Below are 24372 nucleotides of genomic sequence, written 5' to 3'. Positions count from 1 at the left end.
CGGGCCGGAAACGGTACGCTATGGCGTGGGGGAGACCCTGTACGGGTTTGCAGAGATAGCGGCCTTCCGCCGCAACCGTGCTGGTGGTTCACCGCCGCGCGATGTGCTGCGGCGCCATATCACCGCAATTGGCACGGATACGGGTACGGTTGACCTGGAATTCCGCCGCCATGGTGGCACGCGGATCGGACGGCAGAGCCAGACATGGATCCGCACGCCTGATGGCTGGAAGATCATTGCGGCGCATGTCTCCCTCATGGCGGATATTTCCTGATCAGACTGCGGGCGGGCAACCCGCCGTCTGCTGCAGTTGCGACAGGGCATCGACAAACCCCGTTGCGAAGGAGGCCGTACCCCGTGCTGCAGGCGCCGCCATCTCGGCGGCGCGTGCGTACAGGGCATGCGCCGCCACAACGGCATGAAGCTGCTCCGGCCCCGACGGGGCTACGGCCAAGGCCGCGGCGATCAGCCCACCCAACGCACATCCCGCCCCCGTAACGGTGGTCAGCAGGCGATGGCCGCCTGGCACGATGACCTGCCGCCCATCGGGGGCAAGAATATGATCCTCCGGCCCGCTGATGGCCACGATGGCCCCCTGCGCATGCGCAAGCGCCTGCCCCAGTGGCACGGCCTGTGCAATCGTGGCGGTGGTTTCCACCCCGCGCGCCGTGCCAGCCCCCCCCGCCAGGGCCATGATCTCGCTGGCATTGCCGCGAATGACCGCGGGGCGCCCGGCAGCCAGGGTACGGATCAGCGCATCATACTCGGCCGCCCCCGCCCCCATGGCCACGGGGTCGAGCACCCATGGCACATTGGCCGCACCGGCAACGGCAATGGCGTTACGCATATCCTGCACGTCGCCATTGATCAGTCCCGCCGTGTTGACCCACATGCCAGCCGCACTGGCGCCAAAACTGCTGGCCCAGCCCGGGGCGGCCCCAATGGCGGGGGCCGCACCCACGGCCAGAAGCACGTTGGCGCTCAGGGTCGCCGCGACATAATTGGTCAATCCATATACAAAGGGAGCCTGCATCCGAATCCCGTGCAGGATGGCCTGACAGTCCGGGCTATCGTAATCCATGGACACGGGGGAAGGCTGCATCGGGACGGCTCCTTTTTCCCTGCACGACCCGGGGGCGGTGCTGAACAGACAGGGGTTGCCTTTTGATGGTAATCGACTGAAATACAAAAGACGCCAGCGGTCGACCATGCCGGACCGCCCCTTATTCCACATATGCTCTTCATACACCCAGCATATTGTAACAGGAACATACCGTGCGCGCAGCTTACCTTTCCGCCCCGTTTATCCTTGCAGCCGGGCTGCTGCTGGACACTCCGGCCGCGTGGGCGGCCGACGCGCTGGGACAGCCAACCGCCAGGCTGTGCTTCAGCCTGCGCGATGTCGCGCTGGCGGGCGGCTATTCATGGGGCAGGGGACGGCTTTATTTCGCAGGTCATTCCTATCCGGTCAGGATCACCGGTGGTGGCGCGGTCGGCATCGGCTACAGCCGGTTACGGGGGGAAGGAACGGTATACAACCTTGCCCGCCTGTCCGACATCAATGGCACGTACTGGTCCGTTCGGGCAGAAGCAACCATTGCCCGTGGCCGCAACGTGGCGGTGCTGGACAACAACCACGGGGTGGACATCAAGACCACCATGCACACCAGTGGCGCACATCTGGCTGCGGCCGTGATGCGCCTGACCCTGCGGGTCGATCCCGGTAGCGAACGGATGGAAGCCACGCCCGCCACCTGCACCTTCCCCCTTCATTAAGGCAGGGACGGGGCGCCTCAGCCGACCGTACTGATCACGATTTCCACCAGATTGGGCCGGCCGGAAGCCATGGCGGCCTCGATCACGGGCGCAATGTCCTGCGCCCGCGTAACCAGGCGGGACTCCAGGCCGTAGGATGCCGCCATGGCCTGGTAGTCAACCGGTGGATCATGCAGGTCCATTGCGAGAAAATTCCCCTCCCGCGCCGAGACATAATGCGTCTGCCCACGCATGAATCCCTTCAGCACGTTATATTCACGGTTGTTCATCACCACGAAGGTCACGGGCAGCCGTTCATGCGCGGCGGTCCACATGGCCTGGGGGGAATAGAGCGCCGCCCCGTCGCCCACAAGGCAGACCACCGGCTCACGCCCCAACCCGAGCGAGGCCCCGACAGCGGCAGGCATGCCCCACCCCAGCGCCCCGCCACGCAGGAAGGAATACTGCGCCGCCCAGTCGCTATCAAGGAACATGCGGGTGTAGGAGGATGTGGCAATCGCCTCATCCACGATCGCCACGGCGGGGCCGATGGCGCGCACGGCCTCATGCGCCGCAACGCAGGGGGCTACGACCGGATCACCCCGATGGTGGGCAACCAGTTCCTCCGCCTGTGCGCGCCTGACCTGGCGGGCGGCCACGACACGGTCGCGCGCCGCGATGAAGGCATCCCGGCGGGGATGGGTCGCACGCTCCAGCAGCGGAAGCAGGACCTCCAGCGATGCGCGGATATTACCCACCAGTGAAAGCGGTGTCTGGAACGTGCGGCCAAGGTCGCGCGCATCGGCCGAGACCTGATAGACCGCGCAGCCCGGCGGCACGGGAGAACCTTCGGAATACAGAATGGTGATCAGCGACTTGCCACCCAGTGCGAAGATCGCATCGTAATCCGACAGGCGCTGGGCGATATCGGTCGCGCGCGTGGGCATGTTGCCAGCCCAGAGCGGACAGGACGTGGCAAACGGTATGCGCGATGGCCAAGACGCGCCATAAACCGGCGCCCCCAGCACATCGGCCACCGCCGCGACCTGGGCTGCCGCATTCGCGCCATGCACCTCGTCACCCGCAATAATGGCCAGCCGCCCCGGCGTGATCGAAGCCAGCGCCCGCGCCAGTTCCGGCAGGCCGCCTGCTATCGAGTCACGGTTGATCAGGGAAGGAAACCCGATATCGACATCACTCGCCTCCTCCATCACATCCATGGGCAGCGAGAGGAAGACCGGACCGGAAGGGGCGGCCATCGAATCGTTGAAGGCACGGCGTACCAGAACGGGAAGCTGGTCGGCATGCAGCACTTCCTGCGCCCACTTGACGGCAGGCGTGGCAATGCTGACCAGATCACCGAACAGTAGCGGATCGGAAATCGTGTGCCGGGAATCCTGCTGGCCCGCCGTCACCACAAGCGGTGTCTGGGAGACACTGGCATTGAGCAGATTGCCCATGCCATGGCCCAGCCCCCCCGCCGTATGCAGGTTGAGGAAACCGGGCCGACCCGCCGCCTGGGCGTAACCATCCGCCATGGCCACCACACTCGCTTCCTGCAGGGCCAGGATGTAGGCCAGATCCGGCCGGCGCTGCAGGGCATCGATCAGCGGCAGTTCCGTAGTGCCGGGATTGCCAAAAATGTAGCGAACCCCTTCACTTTCCAGAATTTCCAGCAGAATGTCGGCTCCGCGTCGCCCCCCTGCCCGCCGTGTGGCGACTTCAAGCGGTGTAATGGCCATGCTGTCCCCTGCCGTGATGGTTATTCCGGGTTGTTGCAGCCATCGCACCACGTTTTCACGTTCCGGTCCACCGCATGGAAGTTGGATTGGATGCATTTTTTTCTTGATAATGATAATTATTATCATTAATGAAAATGCAACCCGTGAGTCACCCGACAGAGTCCCGACCGTCGATTTCCCAATCTTCCTCACGGAACCTTGCGGCATCACCCCAACCCGGGTGATGCCGTTTTTTTATGGACGGGTTTTTATATATTTTCATGCCGGGCAGCATGGACATCACGCTTTCAATTGACCCACATGAGGGAAAATGAAGATGATACGCCCCATGTGCCGCAATGAAAGCAAACCCCTTGCCCGCTGACAGCCCTACCGCCCCTGTCCCCGCATCCCTTGGCGAGGAGCGTGCCGCCGACCTGCCGCTGCCGACCGTAATCGACGTGCTGCACCGTATTGGCACCCTGAACGCGCAGCATATCGCCGCCGCGCGCTTCTGGGCCACGGATTACCGCATCGGTGTGCTGGGAGAGGATGATCCACAGTTCGATCAGGTATCGCTTGGCCTGTCACGTCGGCGCCTTAACGGACGCATGGGGTCCATCAACCGCTACAGATACATTCATGAAATCATCGGCAACCGCTATGAGCGCATCCTGATCGCCACCATGATCAACAACATGCCGATGCAGGAACTGGCCTACCATACCCGGCAGGACGCGCATGACATGGCGCGCCTGATCACGGTGCTGCTGGATTTCCTGACCCGGCATTACGATGCCATGCCCGGCCATCTGTGGCGCGGCTGACGCAGCGCGCTTACGCCATCAGGGGCCTGTGGATGGTCCGGCGGCCCCATGGCCCGTGGGGCAGGAACGCCGCCGGATGGCACGAAGTGCCCGGGATCAGCGATACGCCTCGGCAAAGGCGGCAGCAGCGCCCAGCAGGCCGGGCTGCGGATAGGTGATCAGCTTGACCGGCATTTCCGACATCATGCCCTCGAAGCGTCCCTTGGCCACGAAGCGCTCGGCAAAGCCGGAGCTGGGCAGGTGCTTGGCAAGCCGCAGCCCCAGGCCACCCGCGATCACGACCGCGCCGCCACCCTGCGCCAGGGCCAGATCGCCGGCGACAGTACCAAGGCTGAGGCAGAAACGCTCCAGCGCAGCCGCTGCCACGGGGTCGGAACCTTCCAGCGCCATGGTCCACAGCGCCTTGTCATCACGCGCCTTGACCGAAAGCTCACCCATTTCGGCAATGGCTTCATAAAGGTTCAGCAGCCCCGGACCGGAAACCACGCGTTCGACCGATACCCGGCGGTAACGGCGGCGCAGCACGGTCAGGATCCGGTCCTCAAGCGGGTCAAGCGGGGAGAAATCGATATGCCCGCCCTCGGTCTCGCATACGAAATAACCGTTCTTGCGGCGCACGACATAGGCCGAACCCAGCCCGGTGCCCGGTCCGACAACAGTCGTGACACCTTCCTCGGGCAGCGGCACGTCAGGACCGCAGATATGCTGGAGGCTGTCCGCCCCCACCTGCGCCACCGCATGGGCGACCGCCCCGAAATCATTGACCAGGATCAGTTCGTCCACCCCCAGCTTGACCGGTAGCCACGCGGGCTGGATCACCCACGGATTGTTGGTCAGCTTGAGGATATCGCCCTTGATGGGGCAGGCCACCGCTATGCCTGCCGCCCGGGGCAGCGGGCGGTCAACCACGCGGGCAAAGGCTTCCCATGCCAACTGGAGGCTGGCGTGATCGGCACATTTCAGGGTCGTGGCTTCCCCCAGCGTGACAACCCTCCCCTGATCCACCTGGGCAATGGCGAAGCGCGCATGCGTGCCGCCAATATCAACTGCTACGATCTCTTTCATGTCCGGTCACGCTCCGTGCCCATGCGGCATGCTCCCTGCCCGCAATTACAAAATAAAAACAGCCTGCGACCGTGCCTGACTTATGCACCGCCAGCAACAGGCAACACAAGTCAGGCACCACAGGCATCGTGGTTAGCATATCTGGCTAGAAAAAAAGCCCATGTACCGGGCAATTTCATTGATCAATGTCACGAAACGGCCACAATCATTCCGGTCAGCTTCAAATTCCATTACATGAACTACATGCCTGCCCTGTCGCTCAGTCCATCTGATCTGCCCTGATCGCAGAGAGGATGCGCCGTTTGAGCGGCCACGGCATCAGCGTATCGACCAGCCGCAGCACGGAAAACAGGAACGGGAAGACCAGATGCGGCCGGTCACGGTCCACCGCGCGTGCGATCCTGCGCGCAGCCATGGATGCTGTCTGCAGGAATGGCTTGGCGCCGACCACGCGGCGGCTCATGGGCGTATCCACAAACCCCGGCGAGACCAGCGTCACACCGATGCCAAGAGGGGCAAGCGCCATCTGCTGTGCCTCGGCAAAGCGTTTGAGCCCCGCCTTGGAGCCGGAATAGGCAGCGGCGAACGGCAGGGCATGAAAGGCCGCCACCGAGCCGATCAGCACGATATGCCCCCGCCCGCGCGGGACCATGCATTCCGCCGCCGCCGCCGCCATGGCCGATGGCGTGGCGTAATTGACCAGCCCCAGCCTGAGCACGTCCTCCGCGCGTTCAACCACGTCATCCCCGCGCCGCATGTCACCCAGTCCCGCAGCCAGGATCGCGATACCGAGCGGATGGGTGGCATCATCCTCACGCAGGGCTGCAATCGCCGCCGCGCCATCGGCCACGTCCAGCAGCCGCGTATGGACCGCCACCCCGTAACTGCGCGCGCGAGCTGCCACGCTTTCCAGCCGTCCGGCATTGCGCCCCCATAGTACCAGCGGGCGCCCACGGGCGGCGTAAAGCCAGGCAAGTTCCGCCCCGATCCCGCTGGATGCACCTGTAATCAGCACATATCTGCCTTCATCCATGCGTGAAGCGGTCCTTACTGTCATTGTCCATCTTCCTTTTCGGGGTCCATCTGTGCCATGAGCACAACATCAGGACGGACCACCGAATCACTTCTCTTAACCCATGCCTGCATACCCTGCGCGGTTCCATCACGGAAACAGGGGCCATGCCGGTAATGTTCAGGATGCAACGAACCGGTCATGAACGAAACCGATCGTCTTACTATCATTCCCGTTTCCGGCTTTCGTCAGATGACCACCTTTATCCAGTTGCCCCGCCGCCTGTACGCCGGCCTACCCGGTTACGTGCCACCGCTGGACCTGACCCAGCGCGACCTGCTGACACCACGCAAGAACGCTTTTTTCCGGAAGGGGCGGGCACAGTATTTTCTAGCCATGCGTGGCGGGCGGGCCGTGGGGCGGATCTCGGCCCAGATCGACCCCATTTCCATGGAGCATTATGGCGAACCGGTCGGTTTTTTCGGGGCGCTGGACGCGATCGATGACCTGGAGGTGGTGTCCGCCCTGCTGGATACGGCGGGTACATGGCTGCGCCAGCATGGCATGAAGCTCATGCGCGGCCCCCAGACACTGGACAGCAACGGTGAGTTCGGGGTGATGATCGAAGGCCACCACGCCATGCCCATGGTGGCCATGCCATGGCACCCGCAATGGCTGCCGCCCATGATGGAAGCGTGTGGCTGCACCAAGATACGTGACCTGGTGGCCTACCAGATGCGCACCGGCCCCGATGCGGAGGAAGCCCATCTGGTGCCCGCCAGCCTGCGCCTGGGCGAAGGGCGGCTGGGCAATGTCACCACCCGTGGCCTGCGCATGGACCGGATCGAAGAAGATGGCGAGATCCTGCGCACGCTCTACAACGACGCCTGGCGCAACAACTGGGGCTCGATCCCGCTGGCGCGCGAGGATATCCAGTCCATGATCGTGGAGATGAAGCCCATCCTGCGGCCGGAGCATTTCGTGCTGATCGAACAGGCGGGCAAGCCGGTCTGCGTTGCACTGGTGGTGCCCAATGTGTTCGATATCTCATGGGATCTGAACGGGGACCCTTCCCCGCTGGGGTGGCTCAAGCTGGGCAAGCGGCTGCTGCGGCATGAATTCCATTCGGCCCGTGTCATCCTGCTGGGCGTCAGCTCGACGCTGGACGGGACGGCGCTGGGGGCCATCATGCCCGCCCTTGCCATTACCGAACTGATGAAGCGCGGGCGCAGCCTCCCCTACCGGACCGTCGAGCTGGGCTGGGTGCTGGAAACCAACCTGCCCATGCGCCGCCTGATCGAACGCATCACGCCGCAGCCGTGCAAGCGCTACCGCGTGTATGACCGCCCGCTGGCGGACTGAACGCGCTTACGCACCATCCTTCACGTGGCTCCAGCCACGCCGGGCCAGCACCATCTCAGCCCCGCCGCCATCAAGCACGCGCACGCCCGTACCGGCCACCACCTGCCCGATACGGCTGACCTGCACGCCGCGCTGCTGCGCATGCTCCAGCATCAGCGCTTCATGTGCATCCGGAACCGCCAGCAGGAGTTCATAGTCATCCCCCCCGCCCAGGCATGTGGGCAGCCATTGCGGCCCCAGCGCGCGCACGGCAGGCGAGAGTGGCACCTGCCCCGCATGAATGACCGCGCCCACGCCACTTTCGCGCGCCATGTGCCCAAGGTCCTGCACCAGTCCGTCGGATATATCCATGCCGGCCGAGGCGATGCCCCCCAGGCCCAGCCCCAGCCGGGGGCGTGGCAACTGGTAGCGGCCGGCAAGATACCCGTCCGGATCGGGAACCTCGCCACGGCGCGCCAGCAGCCCCATCGCACCATCACCAATCGTGCCGGTCACCCATAATCCGTCCCCCACACGCGCATTACCGCGGCGCAGGGCCATGCCGGGCGCGACATGCCCCACCACGGTCAGGGACAGCACAAGCGGGCCTGTGGTGGATGTCGTATCCCCTCCCAGCAGGGTAATGCCATATTCCTGCTGGTCCTGCGCCAGACCGGCGGCAAAACCCGCAAACCACGCCTCGTCCCGCACGGGGGGCATGGAGACCGTCAGCAGGTAGCCAAGCGGGGTCGCATCCATGGCCGCAAGGTCGGACAGGTTGCAGCGCAGCAGCTTGCGGCCAACCGTGTCCGCCGGGTCATCGGGCAGGAAGTGCATGCCCTCCACCATCGCGTCGGCCGCCATGACAAGCTGCCGCCCGGCAGGCGGGGCGAACACGGCGGCATCATCACGCAGGTCAAGCGCCCCATCGCCCGCAAGCGGGCGGAAAACACGGGCTATGAACCCGAATTCGGCTGGCAAGCCGTCATCCGGCAGGGCCATTGCCGCATTCCCTTCCGCACATCAGGATGCCGGGCTGTCCGGCGTCTGCTCCGCAGGCGTGTCCACTCCGGCTGCGGGCTCCGCGGGGCGGGCCGGTTCGTCCACGCGCCGCGACAGGGCATCCAGCACGCCGTTGAGCATGCGCGGTTCATCCCCCGCCAGGAAGCCATGGGCAATATCCATGTATTCATTGATGATGACGCGCGCGGGAACGGGGTCGGCCCCCGTCATCTCGCCACCCGCCGCGAGCATGATCGCGCGCAGCACCGGGTCCAGCCGGGCCAGCGGCCATGATGGGGGCAGGATTTCGTGCAGCAGGCCGTCAATGCGTTCCTGCCGGGCCACGGCGCCCCGCACCACGATGCTGAACAGGCGGGCATCGGCGTCGGGCACCTGCCCTTCGGCATAGCTGCAGTCGTGCCCGACGGACGTGCCCAGCCGGTGGCGGTTGAACTGGTTTATGACATGATCGGGGCTTTCACCGCCCTGCTCGATCTGGAACAAGGCCTGTACCGCCGCCACGCGCGATGCGGTGCGGGAACGGACCCGGGGCTGCCGATCACCGTCTGTCTGTGTCATGGCGCGTTACTCCTGCTGTGGCGATGGTGCGAAATCAGGGCTTCATCGCCTCTTTGGGCGGCGGGGTCCAGTTCAATCTTTGTCTTTGTCGTCCACGGGGGGGAGGTCCCTGGCTTCCTCTCCCGACACGGAAGCCGAGATCGTGTCCAGGATATCGGCAAAATCCTTTGTTTCCCGAAAGTCCCAGTGCACGCTGGCAAAGCGGATATAGGCGACGGAATCAATCTCGCGCAGCGTTTCCATGACCTGCCGCCCGATATCGCGTGACGGGATATCCGTCTCCCCCATGGCTTCAAGATGGCGGACAATCCCGTTGACGATCCGCTCGATCCGCTCGGCATCGACCGGGCGCTTGCGCAGTGCGATCCGCACCGAGCGCGCCATCTTCTCACGCTCGAACGGCACACGCCGTCCATCGGCCTTGATGACCACGAGATCACGCAGTTGCACCCGCTCGATGGTGGTGAAGCGCTGCCCGCACGAGCCGCAGATGCGCCTGCGCCGGATGGCCGCCCCATCTTCATGCGGGCGGCTGTCCTTGACCTGTGTATCGTCATTTCCACAAAAGGGGCAACGCATGCGAAACCGGCTCCTGATTACTTGGGGCAAAACAGACAGGCCGCCTGCGGGCCGCGTCAGGCGCCGACTTCCGCCAGCACATCCAGCACGGCGGCACCGTAACGTGCCAGCTTGGAGCCGCCCACCCCACGGATCATGCCCAGTTCATCCAGCGTGGTGGGCCGTTCCATGGCAATATCATGCAGCACGGCATCATGAAAAATGACATAGGGCGGGATTTCCTGCTCCCGCGCTTCCCCCAGCCGCCATGTACGCAGCGCCTCGTACCGTGCCGCCGCATCGGGCGCAAGCTCGGGCCGCTGCGCACGGGGGGTACCCGTCGCCGTGCGGCCGGCGGACTTCAGGTCCTCGGTCGCGTCCTCACGCAGCATGATCGGTTCCTCGCCCCGCAATATGGGCCGCGCGCGCCCTTCCTCAAGGGCCAGGGAATTATATTCACCCGTGACCTTTATTGCCCCGCGCGCGATCAGCTGGCGGATCACCCCGCGCCAGAAGGGTTCCGGCCGGTCCTGGCCTATGCCGAATACGCTCAGCTTCTCGTGCCCGTGACGCGAGACCATATCCGATCCCTTGCCGCGCAGCACGCCCACCACATGCACCGCGCCAAAACGCTGGCCGGTACGGTAGATGGCGGACAGCACCTTCTGCGCCGCCACCGTACCGTCAAAGGTGGCGACGGGGTTGCGGCAGTTGTCGCAGTGGCCGCAGGCGTGGTCCAGTTCCTCGCCAAAGCAGGACAGGAGAGACTGGGTGCGGCAGCCGGTCGTCTCGGTCAGGGCGATCATGGCTTCGAGCCGCGCGCTCATGATCCGCTTCTGGGCATCGGGCGCGTTGGACTGCTCCAGCCAGTAGCGCGCGCGTGCCATGTCATCACCGCCATACAGCAGGACCGTCTCGGCCTGTTCACCATCGCGGCCCGCACGGCCGATCTGCTGGTAATACCCCTCGGGGGAGGACGGCATGTCCAGATGCACCACGGCGCGCACGTCGGGCCGGTCAATACCCATGCCAAAGGCGATGGTCGCCACGATCACCACCGGCTCACCCGAGCGGAAGCGCATCAGGGCCGCGCGCTTTTCAACCGGGGAAAGCCCGGCATGGAACGGCAGCGCGGCATACCCCTTGCCCGCCAGCGAACGCGCAATCCGTTCGGTCTTGCTGCGGCTGCCACAATAGACAATGGAGGCAGCACCCCGGTGCCGGTCCAGTATGGCGGTCAGCTGGCGCAGTTCCGATGTCTTGGGCCGGACCGCGATATCAAGGTTGGCACGATGGAAGCTGGCCTTCAGCACGGTCGCGTCCGGCATGGCCAGCGCTTCAAGGATGTCGCTGCGGGTGCGCGGGTCCGCCGTGGCGGTCAGCGCAATGCGTGGCACATGGGGGAAGTGCTGCGGCAGGGCCGCAAGTTCGCGATATTCGGGGCGGAATTCATGCCCCCAGGCGGAAATGCAGTGGGCTTCGTCAATGGCGATGACGGACAGCGTCAGCCGCCCCAGCCGCTCCAGCATGCCCGGAGAGAGCAGCCGCTCGGGCGAGACATAGAGGATATCAAGCCGCCCCGCCACCAGGTCGGAGCGGACACGGGCGGCCTCGTCGGCTTCCAGCTCGGAATGGAGCGCGCCAGCATTGACCCCGAGCTGGCGCAGGGCGGCCACCTGGTCATCCATCAGCGCGATCAGCGGCGAGATGACAAGCCCGGTGCCCGGGCGGGCCAGGGCCGGCACCTGGTAGCACACGCTCTTGCCACCGCCGGTGGGCATGAGCACAAGGCAGTCGCGCCCGGCCATGACCTCATCCACGGCCTGCTGCTGCAGGCCACGGAAATCGGGAAAACCGAAAACCTCCGCCAGTACTTCACGCGGGTTGCGCGATGGACCGGTGGATGCCGTCATCTCGTCAAACGGGGGTTCTTCGTTCAGCTTCCACCCACCTCGATCTCGACCCGGCGGGAGGCAAGGGCACCGCTCTCGTTGTTCATCGGGCCACGGGGCTGCTGGCGGATACGGCTGGTATCCACGCCATCAACCACAAGCTGCCGGGCCACGATCTTGGCGCGGTCGATGGCCAGCAGTTCATCAGCCGACAGGTCATGGCTGGCGGAGGCATAGCCTTCAACGCGCACCTTGGCATGGCTGGCAACGGCGCGCTGGGCGGCCTGCGTGATGACGGTCTGGGCGGGGGCGTCAAGCTGGGTGGAGTTCTCGGTAAAGAACACGACATACTTGCCCGGATGGCCACCAGCGCATCCTGTCAGCAGACCGAGACCAAGGAGAAGGGACAGGCGACGCATGATGAATTTACTCCTGATTCAGAGATTCAAGACGGACCGCCTTCAGTCTTCTGGAGTGTCCGACCCGGTTTTCCGCTACTTCGTGCCCTGTGAGACAGGGCACGTCAATCCTCTGGGCGGGCATGCCCGCCTTCTTATGCACCAATAGCCGCCATTTTGCCGCCAGAAATCCGCCATGCCTGATCCAGTTTTTCTACCCCCGTCAGCCGGTGGGCGATCAGGATGACCGTGCGCCCGCGTGTCACCTCGTTCAGGGTCAGCAGGAATTCCTGTTCGGTCCGTGCATCGAGACCGGTCGCGGGCTCGTCCAGAATCAGGATCGGCGCGCGTGAAAGCAGGACGCGCGCCAGGGCAAGGCGCCTGCCCTGACCGCCGGACAGGCTTGCGCCCCCTTCCCCCAGCCAGCTGTCCAGGCCTTCGGGCAGGTCACGCACCACGTCGGCCACGCGGGCCTGTTCCAGTGCGGCCCACAGATCGGCCTCATCCGCATCAGGGCGACCCAGCAGCAGGTTGGCGCGAATCGTATCGGCAAACAGATGCGTCGCCTGTGAAAGCCACGCAATGCGCTCGCGCAGCGCCTCATCGCGGATGGTGGCGATATCCTGCCCCCCCAGGGTTATGCGCCCGGCCTCCGGCGCCACGACCTTGAGCAGCAGCGCTGCCAGTGTGGACTTGCCCGCGCCCGACGCGCCCAGTACGGCAATACGTTCACCCGCCCTGACCGCCAGATTCAGGCCATCAAGCACCGGCGCACGTTCTGCCTGCCAGCGGAAGGATACGTTTTCAAAGCGGATGTCGGTTCCCGCGGGCGCTGGTTCCGTGCCTTCCGGCGGGGCATGCTCGGGCATGGCGCCCACCGCCACCACACGGGCCGCGGCACGGGTAATGTTGCCCGCCAGCGCCCCGGCGCGTGTCAGTCCGCCAACACTTTCGAATGCCGCCACGGTCAGGAACAGTACCGCCGCCGCAGGCAGGGGGGCGATGCGTGGCAGGCCCAGCCCCAGGGCTGCCGCCAGCACCGCTACGACAGCCGCCTGCCCGCACAGATAGGACGCGGCACCGGCCATGGCCAGCATCCGCGCCTGCTTCATCTGCGCACGGTACAATGCCGCGTCACGTGCATGGACATGGTCCAGCATGCGGCCTTCCGCGCCGAATGTCGCGATCTCGCGCAGGCCGCCCACCATGTCCAGAACGCCGATACGCAGCTGTGCGCTGGCATGGTTGACCAGCCCGCCCTCGCGCCGCCCCAGCATGGCGGCGACCAGCGGCAGGCCAAAGGCCCCGCAGGCGAACAGTCCGCCCACCACCACCGCCAGTTCGGTATTTACCATGCTGACGGCAATGAACAGGAACGGCAGCACCAGCAGCGCCCCCGCAAGCGGGATGATGATGCGCAGGTACAGTCCATCCAGCGTCTCGACATCTGATACAAGCCGCGAAAGCAGGTCCCCCGCCCGGCGGAAACCCAGCCCCGCGGCCGCGCCGCGCGCCAGATGACGGAAGAACCAGACCCGCACGTCCGCCAGCGCGCGGAACATGGCATCATGCGTGACCAGCCGTTCGGTATAGCGCAGGACAATGCGTGAGACGCCAAAGATACGCAGCGCCCCGGTGGTGACCACCAGCATGCCCACCGTCATGGCCGCAACCCGCAGCCCTGCAGCACGCATGAGCAGCAGCCCGATCAGCAGGGCCAGAAGCGACAGGAGCGCGCCCGCCGTCAGCAGCGGTGCGCGGCGCTGCCAGATGTGCAGGATCTGCAGCACCGGGGCCAGAACCCCCTCGCGCCGTGCCTGACGCGAAAATTCCCGGTTTTCCGTGGATTTCACGATGCATGCTCCCCGCTGGTGACAATACGCCCGTGGTCAAGGTCGATCCGCTGGCCACCAAAGCCCGCCGCTGCCGGTGAATGGCTGGCCAGGATGACGGTGCGGTGTTCCGCCAGCCTGCGCAGGCTGGTGAACACGTCCGCCTCCGTTTCCGGATCAAGATGGGATGTCGGTTCATCAAGCAGCAGCAGCGGTGCATCCTTGAGGAAGGCGCGCGCAACGGCCACGCGCTGCGCCTGGCCGCCCGACAGGCCGAACCCGCCTTCACCAACCCGGGTATCAAGCCCGTGTGGCAGCAGGGCGACAAAACTGTCCGCCGCCGCCGCCGTGACCGCCGCCTGCAACTGGCCCTCGGTCGCATCGGGGCGGGCGAACAGGATGTTTTCACGCAGCGTACCCGCGAACAGCACCGGTTTCTGCCCGATCCATGACGTCATGGCCATGAGGGCCGTGGGGTCAATGCCCGCCATGTCGGCACCATTGATGGTGATGCGCCCGCTGTCGGGCCGGATGAAGCCCAGCAGCATCTCGATGATGGTGGACTTGCCCGAGCCCGATGGCCCCCACAGTACCACCGCCTGCCCCGCGGGCACGCTGAAGGAGACATGTTCCAGCGTGGGCCCACGGGCTGCATCCCACGTAAAGCCGACATCCTCGAACGTCACGGCAATACCGTGCCCCGCATCACGCAGCGCCTGACCCTGGGACCGCACGCTGGCGGCATCGGGCAGGATCCGCATGGCCGCCGCCGCCCCGGATGCATGGGCGCGGTCCTGATAGGCAAGGGCAAGGCTGCGAAAGGGAGCAAAGAATTCCGGCACCAGCAGCACGACAAACAGCCCGCGTGCCACGGACGCCGCCATGACCGTGGCGGATACGCCCTGTTCATGCAGCGCCATGACCTGCGCCCCGTTACGCAGCGCCACCAGCACCAGCGCCACCACCAGCGCGCAGTCGATGGACGCCGAGGACAGGAACGCCACGCGCAGTACCTTCATTGTCCGGACGCGCAGTTCCTCCGCCGCGGCGGCGAGGCGGCGGGTTTCATCCTCCGTCCTGCCCGACAGCACGATGGTGGCAATCCCGCGCACGCGATCAAGGAAACGGGCCTGCAGGCGCGTCATGGCAAGGAACTGGTTGCGTGAGGCCACCGCCGCGCCAATACCGAACAGCGCCTGGCCAAACGGCACGGCAATGCCGCACACGGCCATGATCAGCGCGGAACCTGGCTGGACCAAGGCAGCAAGGACACCGATGACAAGCGGGGCCGCCATCCACAGCACCGAAGCAGGCAGCCAGCGGGAGAAGAACCCGTCCAGCGCCTCGATCCGGTCAACGGCCAGTGCGGTCAGTTCCCCGCTATGATGATTGCGCAGCAGCCCCGGGCCGCCGCGCAGGATCGCATCGACCACCCCGCCGCGCAGCCGGGCGCGCGCCTTCATGCCGGCACGGGCGGCCAGCATGTCCGCCCCCACCTGCAGCGCGGCGCGCAGCACGGCCAGCATGGCAAGACCGGCCAGCGGCCACAGCGCCACCTGCATGCCGCCCGGCACCAGCACGCAGGCCAGCACATTGGCCACGCACCAGACCTGCCCCACGGCAACCATGGCCACCGCCAGACCCAGCAACACAACAGGCATGGCCAGCCTGCGCCCCAGACGCGACTGTGTCTTCGTCCACGCCTTCATCACTGTCTTGTCATCGCTCATGACCGCTCCCTATACCGAATGACACGGCACAGGGACAGTCATCATGAACCGCCCTAAACTGCCCATAACATAACTCTGCCATGCATTTTTGCATGCGGTCAGCCGCCCGTTTCGTCCTCTTCGGGCTGCTTGAGCGGGAAAACAAGGACATATCGCGTCCCGTTTTCCTCAAACATCTGGAGTTCACCCCCAAGCGGCGGGCAAAGCCGCGGATAAGCTGCATGCCGATCCCGCTGCGCGCTTCGGGATCATTCCCCTGCGGCTGGTTGCGCATGGCGGCCATGCCTACGCCGTTATCGGCAATCCACAGGCATGCGCGGCCGCCATCCAGCGCGCGCAGGCCCACCTCCAGCGTGCCGTGCTGATGGTCGGGAAAGGCGTATTTGATCGTGTTGCTGACCGCCTCCGTCACGATCAGGGCCAGCGGCACGGCCTGGTCGGGCACCATGAGCAGGTCGTCCACACGGATATCGAGCGTGATGCGCCCTTCGTCGGATTCGCCTATGGCATGCATGATCTGGCCGCACAGTTCGCGCACGAAGCTCTGCATGTTCAGGCTGTACAGTTCACCATCGGCGTACAGGTAGCGGTGCAGGGTGGCCAGCGCGCGCACACGGTCGCGCGCCTGGGCAAATTCCTCACGCGCCGCGGGCAGGCGGATGCGGCCTGCCTGCAGGTTGAGCAGGGATGCCACGATCTGGAGGTTGTTCTTGACGCGGTGGTGCATTTCCTTGAGCAGCAGTTCCTGGCGCACCTGCGCGCGTTCCAGCCGCTTTTCATGCCGTGCCAGCCTGCGTGTCGCCTTGCTGAAGGCATGCGCCAGCTGCCTGACCTCAAGTGGCATGGCCCAGTTGGAGCGGACTTCATACATGCCACCCAGCTGCCACTGATTGACCGATGCGGTCAGCCGACGCAGCGGCGTGATCACCAGCACGTCGGCGCTCTTGGAGGCGCCAAGCAGCCCCACCAGCAGCAGGAGTCCACTCGTGACCAGCGAGATCGCGAACATCACCACGGCATGCCGCTCACCCGCGTTGCGCCGTGTCATGGTCAGGACATGGACCCCGCCCATCACGCGCCCTACGGAAAATGCCCCGTCGGACAGCGTGATATGCGCCAGTTCCTCTCCCTGCGCCATCATGACACGTGACCATTGCATGATCCGCTCCGGGGGGCGGGGGGCCCAGGCACAGTCCGAGCACAGCGGGACCGCCATGCGCCCACCGTTTCCGAGCACCCATATCTCGATCGGTCCGTCATGCTGCACGAGATCGAGCCGGGGGTCGCTGGCCTGCAGGATCCCGCTGCGCCAGGCCAGCGGCATGATGGCGGTAAGATAGCCCGGACGCGCCGGGCGACCGGCATCATCACCGATCATGGTGGCAACGGTAATGCGGAAGAAGGCGGGAACATGGGTAACCGGATCGGTTATCGCCCGCATGCCGACATTGCCCTGGAACCGGGGCATGTCATCTACCGTAAGCGGCGTCGGGTCCCTCATGCGGCCCACGGCGGACAGGATGCTGCCCCGGTCATCGGTCAGGGCGATCTGGCTGTAATGCCGGCCGGTCAGGGACTGGACCAGTTCCAGCATGTGACGCATCCCCACATCATCGAGGCGCATGCGGGAGACGGCCTGGAGCAGCGAGCCGAGATGTTCGGATTCGTGGCGCAGTTCCAGATCGATGCGCGCCACGGCCATGTCCGTGCGGTAGCCCGGTGCTTCCAGCGTGCTATGGTAGCTGTGCCAGGCCTGCACCGCCCCGATAAGGGCAATGGGTGTCGCGGCAAGGAGAATGATGGCCATCATCCGGCCGCGCACGGCATCGAACACACGCCCGATACGGGTGAACAGGCTACGGTGGCGGGTATGCTGCCTGCCCTGACCGGAAGATGGGAATACGGACATTATTTTGTCCGTTTCCGGTCTTCCTCAATCAGACGCAGGAGCTCCTCGGGGACAGGTTCCTTGGTCACATCATCGAACAACTGATGCAGCCCCCTCTTCAACCATAGCTCGAACGCATCATCCGATCTGTCTGTGGACTTCTTTCCTGGTTGCCTGGGAGGACACTTGTCCTTCAGAGCCATCGCATTATCCCGAAGTAAATTCCCACTTTACAATCCCTGCACATGCCAGGACCGCATCATACCCTGTTCTATCCCAAGAGACTGGCGCGGGCATATGTGTCAGTGCCATATCAGCGCCACAATTCAAAGTGGGAATTCGCCTGTCAGAACGATGCCACGGCCTGTTCCTCCACCCGGGAGCGCAGGCGCTGCACCGCACCGCGCAGTTCCACGGTCGACATGTCGCGCTCTTCACCATAGAGCCAGGTGGCCAACTGCCGGCGCGCACGGAACACGCGGCTCTTGGCGGTGCCGACGGCGCAGCCGGTGGCGGCGGCCAGTTCATCGTAGCTCATGCCCTGCATCACCACCAGCACCAGCGCCTCACGCTGGTCGGCGGGCAGGCGCCCCATGGCTTCGGCCAGTTCCTTGACCACCAGGCGTTCTTCATGCGCGCCGCTGCCCGCCATGGCGGCGGCGGGCACGTCATCGATGTTGCCGGTCTCGCGCTTCTTGCGCAGGTCGGAAATGAAACGGTTGCGCAGGATGCGGTGCATCCACGCGGAAAAGTTGGTGCCAGGCGTGAAGCTGTGCTGTGCGGCAAGCGCGTTGCACACGGCATCCTGCACCAGATCATCCGCCGCCGCACGGTTGCGCGTGAGCGACAGGGCCTGGACACGCAGGCGGGGCAGGATTGCAATCATCTCGTCATGAAAGCTGCTGGTCATTTTCTTCTCCCCTTCTGTGTTGTTCATGCAGGGGCAATGAACGGGAAGAGCGAAAGGTTACATCCGCCCATGTAACGAAAACGCGAGGAGGCAGGTAAAGTCGCCCTATGTCCCGCCCCCGGCCCCGTCGGTACGCATGTACTGCATGATCTGCAGCCGCGCGCGCGAGACACGGGCCTTGATGGTGCCAACCGTCACGCCGCATACGGCGGCGGCCTCGACATAGGTCATTTCCTGTACGCCAACCAAAACCAGCGCCTCACGCAGGCGGGGCGAAAGCCGCCAGATCGCGCCATCCAGGTCGCGCAGGGTGTCCGCCCCGCCTTCCGCCATCGTGCTTTCGGGGCGGTCGGGACGCAGGGCATAGTCCGACATCACGTCATGTTCACGCCGCCTGTGGCGCACCTGCTCGTAAAACAGGTTGCGCGCGATGGTGTACAGCCATGCCTTCATGCTGGTGCCCGGCGTGAACTGGTCAAGCGCCGCGAGCGCGCGCAGCACGGTTTCCTGCACCAGATCGTCCGCCGCTGCGGGCTGTCCGGTCAGGAATCGGGCAAAACCACGCAGTTGCGGCAGAAGGGAGAGCATCTCCCCACGCAAGTGCGTGACCGCCAGCGGATCAAGTGGTATTCTGGATTCCAGTTTGTTTACTCTTCAACTCTTGCAGCACAGCCCAACGCTGTCATGATCCGGAGTGTAACAGTTTATCCGGGGAGATGAATGCCTCATGCCGCTATCACGGCGTCAAGACCTGCTTCGCGCCCTGCCCTATGCCCGGCGCTATGCCCGCGCATTATGTGGCAGCCAGTCCAGCGGCGACCTGCTGGTAGCCGAAAGCCTGCGTGAACTCATGGCGGTGGATGATCCTTCCATGCCACCAAGGCTGCGTCTTTACCAATGGATCTCGCGCCAGCACGCGGCGCATGCGGGGGAACATGAACAGGCGGTCGGCATGCCAGCGCTCGCGCGCAAGCTGCTCCTGCTGACATCGCTTGAGGAACTGCCCGTGGCGGATGCCGCGCAGGTCCTGTCCCTGTCACCCGCGCAGGCGGAAACCATGCTGGAGGACGCCCATGTCCGCCTGCGCTCGTGCGCGCAGACCAGCGTACTGATCATCGAGGACGAACCCATCATCGCGATGGATATCGAGGAACTGGTCCGCCAGTGCGGCCATACCATAGCCGGCGTCGCCAGCAGCGAGGCCGAGGCCGTCCGCCTGGCACGCGAAACCCGCCCGGGACTGATCCTCGCCGATATCAACCTGGGTGACGGGGGGGACGGGATGCACGCCGTCTCCAGCATCCTGCAGCACCAGGACATTCCCATCATCTTCGTGACCGCCTATCCCGAACGCCTGCTGACGGGGGACACCATCGAGCCGGCCTTCGTCATCACCAAGCCCTTCGAGCCGCTCACGCTTGCGGTCTCCACCTATCAGGCCGTTTCCGGCGGTGTGTCACTGAACTGACACAACCGCATGCCAGCACTGGCGCCAGCGGCATCCCCTCCCCCGGCCGTTACGTATATGCTCCGCATCTGCCGTGGCAGCGGGATGGGGCCTGTCCACCGCGCGACAGCTTAGCAGAGAGGGCAGAATGAAACGGCTCGTCATCGTCTCCAATCGCGTTCCCGTCCCCAAGGAAGGGCTGCGTCCCGGCGGCCTTGCCGTCGTGCTGATGGACCTGCTGGCACGCAAGGGCGGCATGTGGTTCGGCTGGAACGGGACCTGCCACTCCGACGCCGCGCATCTCCCCCCCGCGATCCAGAAGGCCGGGGGCGTGGAATACGCCACCATCGGCCTGACCCCTGCCGAGCACCGCAACTACTACACCGGCTTTTCCAATTCCACGCTGTGGCCGCTCATGCACTCCCTGCCCGAGCACATCCATTTCGAGCGGCGTGAACTCGCCACCTACTGGTCGGTCAACGAACGCTTCTGTGAAAACCTGCTGCCGCTCCTGCGCGCGGATGACATCATCTGGATCCACGACTATCACCTGCTGCCACTGGCGGCCCTGCTGCGCCGCCACGGCGTGCGCCAGCCCATCGGCTTCTTCCTCCATACCCCCTTTCCCGCGCCGGACATGCTGGCGACCGCGCCCGATGGCGGCACTTTCCTGCGCGACCTGCTCAAGGCGGACCTTCTGGGGTTCCAGACGGCGGACGATACGGCCAATTTCATCTTTGCCGCCACCCGTACGGCAGGCGCCGTGCCGCAGGGAGAAGACGGGCTCGTGTTCGAGGGGCACATGGTACGGGTCGGCACCTTTCCCGTCGAGATCGACCCCGAGCGCTTTGCCGCCACGGCGCGGGAAGCAGCGGAATCCGATGACCTGCGCAGGCTTTCCGGCTCGCTTGCGGGGCGCAGGCTGGTCTTTGGCGTGGACCGCATGGACCCCACCAAGGGGCTGGACCACCGGCTGGCGGGTTACGAGCGCTTTCTGGAAACCTACCCGCAGCGCGAGCGGCAGGTCACATTCCTGCAGATCGCGGCGGAAAGCCGGACGGACGTTCCCTCCTACAAGGCGCTGCGCAACACGCTGGAGCACCAGATCGGCCAGCTCAATGCCCATCGCGGGCAGGCGGACTGGACACCGCTGCGCTTCCTGACACGTGGCAGCCCGCGCCCCACCGTGGCGGGCTACATGCGGCTGGCCGATATCGGCTACATCACCCCCCTGCGCGACGGGATGAACCTTGTGGCCAAGGAATTCATCGCAGCGCAGGACCCGGAAAACCCGGGCGTGCTGATCCTCTCGCGCCTGGCGGGGGCGGCCAGGCAGCTTGAGGCCGCCGTGCTGGTCAATCCGCTCGACCATGATGACATGGCCGACGCGCTGGAGCGCGCGATGCTCATGTCAGCCGATGAACGGCGCGAACGCTGGCAGGCATGCTGGGACAGCATCGGCACCCGCACGGCGCTGGGCTGGGGGCTGTCGTTCCTGAACATACTGGAAGGGGCAGCACAGGGCTGACCCCGCCATCGCGGCCTTGCACACAGGCCGGCAGAAGGGACATAAGCGGATATGGCTTCTCCTCCCCTTCTTCTCCTTCAGGACATTACCCTTACCCTCGGGGGCGCGCCGCTGCTCAACGGGGCGGGATTTGGCGTGGGCCCGGGCGAGCGCCTGTGCCTTGTCGGCCGCAATGGCTGTGGCAAGTCCACCCTGCTGCGCATCGCGGCGGGAGAGATCCAGGCCGATGACGGTACCGTTTTCGTCCAGCCCGGCACCACCGTGCGCTACCTGCCGCAGGAACCCGACCTGTCCGGATTCGCCACCACGCTGGATTACGTGCGCGCAGGCATGGGGCCGGGTGACCCGGAATACCGCGCCGAACTGCTGCTGGGCGAACTGGGGCTGAACGGCACGGAAGACCCGACCACCCTTTCGGGCGGGGAAGCCCGTCGCTGCGCGCTGGCCCGTGCCCTGGCACCCGAACCCGACCTGCTTTTGCTGGATGAACCCACCAACCATCTGGACATGCCCACCATTGAATGGCTGGAGCGCGAACTGCTGTCGCTCTCCTCGGCCATGGTCATCATAAGCCATGACCGCAGGCTGCTGGAAACGCTGTCACGCTCGGTCGTGTGGCTGGACCGGGGTATCACCCGCAGGCTGGACCAGGGATTCGCCCGCTTCGAGACATGGCGCGAAGAGGTGCTGGAGCAGGAGGAGCGCGACAGCCACAAGCTGGACCGCCAGATTGCGCGGGAAGAAGACTGGATGCGCTACGGCGTGACCGCGCGCCGCAAGCGCAACGTCCGCCGCGTGGCCGAACTGGCGGAACTGCGCAATACCCGCCGCACCGCCATCCGCCAGCCTGGCGGCCTGAAGATGGAAGCACGCGAGAGCGACCTGTCGGGCAAGCTGGTGGCGGTAGCCGAGGATATCTCGCGCGCCTACAACCCCGCCCATCCGGTGGTCAGCCATCTGGACCTGCGCGTGCTGCGTGGCGACCGGCTGGGCATTGTGGGCGCCAATGGCGCGGGCAAGAGTACGCTCCTGCGCCTGCTGACGGGACTGGACAAACCCGATTCCGGCACCATCAGCATCGGCAGCGCGCTCGATGTCGTGACACTGGACCAGCAGCGCCGCTCGCTTGATCCCGACACCACGCTGGCGGATACGCTGACGGGCGGCGGGGGCGACATGGTGCAGGTCGGTAGCGAAAAGCGCCATGTCATCGGTTACATGAAGGACTTCCTGTTCCGTCCCGAGCAGGCGCGTACGCCGGTGGGCGTGCTGTCGGGTGGCGAGCGCGGGCGGCTCATGCTGGCCTGCGCGCTGGCGCGGCCATCCAACCTGCTGGTGCTGGATGAACCCACCAACGATCTCGACCTTGAAACGCTGGACCTTTTGCAGGACATGCTGGCCACCTACTCCGGCACGGTACTGCTGGTCAGCCATGACCGCGACTTCCTCGATCGGGTCGCCTCCTCCATCCTGATGGCCGAAGGCGGTGGGAAATGGGTGGAATATGCCGGCGGTTACAGCGACATGCTGGCCCAGCGGCAGGATGCCGCACTGGCCACCCGCCCCCGGCAGGAACGCGCGGAAACCACATCCCCCAGAACCGATGTCGCCCCCACGGCCTCACCCCGCCAGCCCGCGCGCAAGATGTCGTACAAGGACAAGCACGCGCTGGAACAGCTGCCCAGACAGATGGCGGCGCTGGAGGCCGAGATCGAGCGCCTGCGCACGATCCTGAGCGATGCGGGACTTTATGCCCGCGATCCGGCTGCCTTTACCGCCGCCACCACCGCGCTGGAAAAGGCACAGGCCGACCTGACGGCGGCGGAAGAACGCTGGCTTGAGCTGGAAATGCTGCGCGAGACGCTTCAGTCTTCCTGAACGGGCGGAATGATCAGGCCGGATGCCTCCATCCGCGCGCGGGTGTCGGCAATGCCCTGTGTCACCGCAAGGGCGGCGGCCAGTGCGCGGCGGCCCGCCGCTGCATCGACCAGCACCTTTGCCCCATCCAGGCAGGACGCTGCAAAGGCCGCATGCTCGGCGGCAAGGGTATCATGGTCACGCCATGTCACAGCTTCACGCCGGAAGCCGCCCGTGCCCGGCAGCGGCAGCCCACGCTCACGCCCGATCATGGTCAGTTCGCGCTTCATGAAATCGGCGGACAGATAGCCTTCCTGCGAGAAAACACGCATCCGCCGCTCGGTCTTGAGCGAGATGCGGCTGGCGGCGATGGTGGCCACGCAGCCGTTTTCAAAACGCACGCGGGCATTGGCAATGTCCTCGAAGGGGGAACTGACGGCCGCACCCAGCGCGTCCACGCTCTCGATCGGGCTGTCCACGATGGCCAGCACCAGATCAAGGTCATGGATCATGAGGTCAAGGATGACCGAGACATCCGTGCCGCGCGGCTTGTAGGGGGCGATGCGCGTGGCCTCGATATAGAGCGGGCGGGAAATGCGCTCGGTAATGGCACGGTGCTCGGCCGAATAGCGCAGCAGATGCCCCACCTGCAGCACCACATTCCGCGCCTGTGCCAGAGCGGCCAGTTCATCGGCCTGCTCCAGCGTCGCGGCCATGGGTTTTTCCACCAGCACATGCCGCCCCGCCAAAAGGGCCTGGCGGGCAAGGGCGAAATGATGTTCGGCAGGGGCCGCGACAATGACCGCATCCGAACAGGCCAGCAGGTCGGGGTAGGACAGCACCGGCACGCCACCCGCCTCACGCGCCACCACGCCTGCGCGCCGCGTGTCCGGATCATGGATGCCCGACAGCACTTCACGCGTGGAATCCAGTACCTTGAGCGCATGGAACCGGCCAAAATGCCCTGCCCCCACAATGCCGATACGCAGCTGCCGCCCTGCCCTGTCCGTGCCTGCCGCCTGCGCCATGC

Annotated in this window: 22 protein-coding genes and 1 pseudogene (1 of these 23 running past the window's edge); 7 read left to right on the top strand and 16 right to left on the bottom strand. The window is 65.3% G+C overall.

Going from position 1 to position 24372, the window contains the following annotated elements; genetic code table 11:
- On the top strand, window positions 1-274 hold the 3' portion of the coding sequence (gene hpxZ, locus LDL32_RS15885) for an oxalurate catabolism protein HpxZ (protein ID WP_233068421.1). 116 nt of this gene lie to the left of the window's left edge; only the last 274 of its 390 coding nucleotides appear in the window; the start codon falls outside the window, past its left edge; the stop codon is at window positions 272-274.
- Here hpxZ and LDL32_RS15880 read toward each other — a convergent pair whose 3' ends face one another.
- Entirely contained in the window at window positions 275-1102 is an 828-nt protein-coding gene (locus LDL32_RS15880) for a hydroxyethylthiazole kinase (protein ID WP_233068419.1), read from the bottom strand.
- Window positions 1103-1275: 173 nt separating this feature from the next.
- Here LDL32_RS15880 and LDL32_RS15875 point away from each other — a divergent pair, with 173 nt between their 5' ends.
- Window positions 1276-1776 (top strand): hypothetical protein, encoded by a 501-nt coding sequence (locus LDL32_RS15875; RefSeq protein ID WP_233068418.1) that lies wholly within the window; start codon window positions 1276-1278, stop codon window positions 1774-1776.
- Window positions 1777-1793: 17 nt separating this feature from the next.
- On the opposite strand, the gene LDL32_RS15870 is transcribed toward LDL32_RS15875, so the two are convergent.
- Complete coding sequence (locus tag LDL32_RS15870; protein ID WP_233068416.1) at window positions 1794-3497, bottom strand: thiamine pyrophosphate-binding protein; 1704 nt, start codon at window positions 3495-3497, stop codon at window positions 1794-1796.
- Between the two features lie 353 nt (window positions 3498-3850).
- Here LDL32_RS15870 and LDL32_RS15865 point away from each other — a divergent pair, with 353 nt between their 5' ends.
- Entirely contained in the window at window positions 3851-4303 is a 453-nt protein-coding gene (locus LDL32_RS15865) for a hypothetical protein (protein ID WP_233068415.1), read from the top strand.
- A gap of 96 nt (window positions 4304-4399) precedes the next feature.
- On the opposite strand, the gene glk is transcribed toward LDL32_RS15865, so the two are convergent.
- Window positions 4400-5368, bottom strand: coding sequence for a glucokinase (glk, locus tag LDL32_RS15860; RefSeq protein ID WP_233068414.1), 969 nt, complete (start codon window positions 5366-5368; stop codon window positions 4400-4402).
- Window positions 5369-5627: 259 nt separating this feature from the next.
- The gene (locus LDL32_RS15855) at window positions 5628-6425 is read right to left on the bottom strand and encodes an SDR family oxidoreductase (RefSeq protein WP_233068413.1); all 798 of its coding nucleotides are present in this window, start codon (window positions 6423-6425) and stop codon (window positions 5628-5630) included.
- A 156-nt stretch (window positions 6426-6581) separates the two neighbouring features.
- On the opposite strand from LDL32_RS15855, the gene LDL32_RS15850 reads away from it, so the two are divergent.
- On the top strand, window positions 6582-7742 hold the full coding sequence (locus LDL32_RS15850; RefSeq protein WP_233068412.1) for a hypothetical protein: 1161 nt from the start codon (window positions 6582-6584) through the stop codon (window positions 7740-7742).
- 6 nt (window positions 7743-7748) lie between these two features.
- On the opposite strand, the gene thiL is transcribed toward LDL32_RS15850, so the two are convergent.
- The 11 genes and pseudogenes from thiL to LDL32_RS15795 form a co-directional block, all read right to left on the bottom strand.
- Window positions 7749-8723, bottom strand: coding sequence for a thiamine-phosphate kinase (gene thiL / locus LDL32_RS15845; RefSeq protein ID WP_233068411.1), 975 nt, complete (start codon window positions 8721-8723; stop codon window positions 7749-7751).
- 21 nt (window positions 8724-8744) lie between these two features.
- Window positions 8745-9302: a transcription antitermination factor NusB gene (nusB, locus tag LDL32_RS15840; protein ID WP_233068410.1), complete on the bottom strand. Its 558-nt coding sequence runs from the start codon at window positions 9300-9302 to the stop codon at window positions 8745-8747.
- A gap of 72 nt (window positions 9303-9374) precedes the next feature.
- Window positions 9375-9881: a transcriptional regulator NrdR gene (gene nrdR, locus LDL32_RS15835; protein WP_233068409.1), complete on the bottom strand. Its 507-nt coding sequence runs from the start codon at window positions 9879-9881 to the stop codon at window positions 9375-9377.
- 56 nt (window positions 9882-9937) lie between these two features.
- Window positions 9938-11773 (bottom strand): DNA helicase RecQ, encoded by a 1836-nt coding sequence (gene recQ / locus LDL32_RS15830; RefSeq protein WP_233068408.1) that lies wholly within the window; start codon window positions 11771-11773, stop codon window positions 9938-9940.
- 23 nt (window positions 11774-11796) lie between these two features.
- A complete protein-coding gene (locus LDL32_RS15825; RefSeq protein ID WP_233068406.1) occupies window positions 11797-12171 on the bottom strand; it encodes an OmpA family protein in 375 nt (124 codons plus the stop codon).
- A 134-nt stretch (window positions 12172-12305) separates the two neighbouring features.
- On the bottom strand, window positions 12306-14003 hold the full coding sequence (gene cydC, locus LDL32_RS15820) for a thiol reductant ABC exporter subunit CydC (protein WP_233068404.1): 1698 nt from the start codon (window positions 14001-14003) through the stop codon (window positions 12306-12308).
- Entirely contained in the window at window positions 14000-15712 is a 1713-nt protein-coding gene (gene cydD, locus LDL32_RS15815) for a thiol reductant ABC exporter subunit CydD (RefSeq protein ID WP_233068402.1), read from the bottom strand. Before cydD ends, cydC begins: the two co-directional genes overlap by 4 nt.
- Before the next feature lie 98 nt (window positions 15713-15810).
- Window positions 15811-17621 (bottom strand): annotated as a pseudogene (locus LDL32_RS15810) (sensor histidine kinase).
- Window positions 17621-17803 (bottom strand): hypothetical protein, encoded by a 183-nt coding sequence (locus LDL32_RS15805; protein WP_116703556.1) that lies wholly within the window; start codon window positions 17801-17803, stop codon window positions 17621-17623. The pseudogene LDL32_RS15810 and the gene LDL32_RS15805 overlap by 1 nt, the downstream one beginning before the upstream one ends.
- A 143-nt stretch (window positions 17804-17946) precedes the next feature.
- Window positions 17947-18510: a sigma-70 family RNA polymerase sigma factor gene (locus tag LDL32_RS15800; RefSeq protein ID WP_233068401.1), complete on the bottom strand. Its 564-nt coding sequence runs from the start codon at window positions 18508-18510 to the stop codon at window positions 17947-17949.
- 105 nt (window positions 18511-18615) lie between these two features.
- Window positions 18616-19098 carry a sigma-70 family RNA polymerase sigma factor gene (locus LDL32_RS15795; RefSeq protein WP_233068400.1) on the bottom strand — a complete coding sequence of 161 codons (483 nt, stop codon included), beginning with the start codon at window positions 19096-19098 and terminating at the stop codon, window positions 18616-18618.
- 139 nt (window positions 19099-19237) lie between these two features.
- Here LDL32_RS15795 and LDL32_RS15790 point away from each other — a divergent pair, with 139 nt between their 5' ends.
- The 3 genes from LDL32_RS15790 (at window position 19238) to LDL32_RS15780 (ending at window position 23363) form a co-directional block, all read left to right on the top strand.
- Window positions 19238-19978 (top strand): response regulator, encoded by a 741-nt coding sequence (locus tag LDL32_RS15790; RefSeq protein ID WP_233068399.1) that lies wholly within the window; start codon window positions 19238-19240, stop codon window positions 19976-19978.
- Window positions 19979-20105: 127 nt separating this feature from the next.
- Window positions 20106-21485 (top strand): trehalose-6-phosphate synthase, encoded by a 1380-nt coding sequence (locus tag LDL32_RS15785; protein WP_233068398.1) that lies wholly within the window; start codon window positions 20106-20108, stop codon window positions 21483-21485.
- A 51-nt stretch (window positions 21486-21536) separates the two neighbouring features.
- Window positions 21537-23363 carry an ABC-F family ATP-binding cassette domain-containing protein gene (locus LDL32_RS15780; RefSeq protein ID WP_233068397.1) on the top strand — a complete coding sequence of 609 codons (1827 nt, stop codon included), beginning with the start codon at window positions 21537-21539 and terminating at the stop codon, window positions 23361-23363.
- Here the strand turns inward: LDL32_RS15780 and LDL32_RS15775 are convergent.
- Entirely contained in the window at window positions 23351-24370 is a 1020-nt protein-coding gene (locus LDL32_RS15775) for a Gfo/Idh/MocA family protein (RefSeq protein WP_233068396.1), read from the bottom strand. The genes LDL32_RS15780 and LDL32_RS15775 overlap by 13 nt on opposite strands.
- Between the last annotated feature and the right edge of the window lie 2 nt (window positions 24371-24372).

The sequence above is a fragment of the Komagataeibacter sp. FNDCF1 genome, assembly GCF_021295335.1.
Taxonomy (GTDB): Bacteria; Pseudomonadota; Alphaproteobacteria; order Acetobacterales; family Acetobacteraceae; genus Komagataeibacter.
The sequence above is the reverse complement of the archived record's forward strand: the minus strand, read 5'-3'. Positions and strand labels throughout refer to the sequence as shown.